Source organism: Pseudomonas sp. HMSC065H01 (assembly GCF_001815235.1).
Lineage (GTDB): Bacteria > Pseudomonadota > Gammaproteobacteria > Pseudomonadales > Pseudomonadaceae > Pseudomonas > Pseudomonas aeruginosa.
Map to the genome: position 1 here is coordinate 1 of NZ_KV819885.1, position 1,160 is coordinate 1,160.

The window sequence follows — 1,160 nt, forward strand, 5'->3', positions numbered from 1 at the left end:
CCGCACGTCAACGTCGGCACCATCGGTCACGTTGACCATGGCAAGACCACTCTGACCGCTGCACTGACCAAGGTCTGCTCCGACACCTGGGGTGGTTCCGCTCGTGCTTTCGATCAGATCGACAACGCGCCGGAAGAAAAGGCCCGCGGTATCACCATCAACACCTCGCACGTTGAATACGATTCCGCTGTTCGTCACTACGCTCACGTTGACTGCCCCGGTCACGCCGACTACGTGAAGAACATGATCACCGGTGCTGCCCAGATGGACGGCGCGATCCTGGTTTGCTCGGCTGCCGACGGCCCCATGCCGCAGACCCGCGAGCACATCCTGCTGTCCCGCCAGGTGGGCGTTCCCTACATCGTCGTGTTCCTGAACAAGGCCGACATGGTCGACGACGCCGAGCTGCTGGAGCTGGTCGAGATGGAAGTTCGCGATCTGCTGAACACCTACGACTTCCCGGGCGACGACACTCCGATCATCATCGGTTCCGCGCTGATGGCGCTGGAAGGCAAGGATGACAACGGCATCGGCGTAAGCGCCGTGCAGAAGCTGGTAGAGACCCTGGACTCCTACATTCCGGAGCCGGTTCGTGCCATCGACCAGCCGTTCCTGATGCCGATCGAAGACGTGTTCTCGATCTCCGGTCGCGGTACCGTGGTAACCGGTCGTGTAGAGCGCGGCATCATCAAGGTCCAGGAAGAAGTGGAAATCGTCGGCATCAAGGCGACCACCAAGACCACCTGCACCGGCGTTGAAATGTTCCGCAAGCTGCTCGACGAAGGTCGTGCTGGTGAGAACGTTGGTATCCTGCTGCGTGGCACCAAGCGTGAAGACGTAGAGCGTGGCCAGGTACTGGCCAAGCCGGGCACCATCAAGCCGCACACCAAGTTCGAGTGCGAAGTGTACGTGCTGTCCAAGGAAGAAGGTGGTCGTCACACCCCGTTCTTCAAGGGCTACCGTCCGCAGTTCTACTTCCGTACCACTGACGTGACCGGTAACTGCGAGCTGCCGGAAGGCGTAGAGATGGTAATGCCGGGCGACAACATCAAGATGGTTGTCACCCTGATCGCTCCGATCGCCATGGAAGATGGCCTGCGCTTCGCGATCCGCGAAGGCGGCCGTACCGTTGGCGCCGGCGTGGTTGCCAAGATCATCGA

Annotated in this window: 1 protein-coding gene; it reads left to right on the forward strand. The window is 60.6% G+C overall.

Going from position 1 to position 1,160, the window contains the following annotated elements; genetic code table 11:
* A partial coding sequence (gene tuf / locus HMPREF3014_RS14980) for an elongation factor Tu (RefSeq protein WP_017001851.1) occupies positions 1-1,160 on the forward strand: 1,160 nt, incomplete at both ends.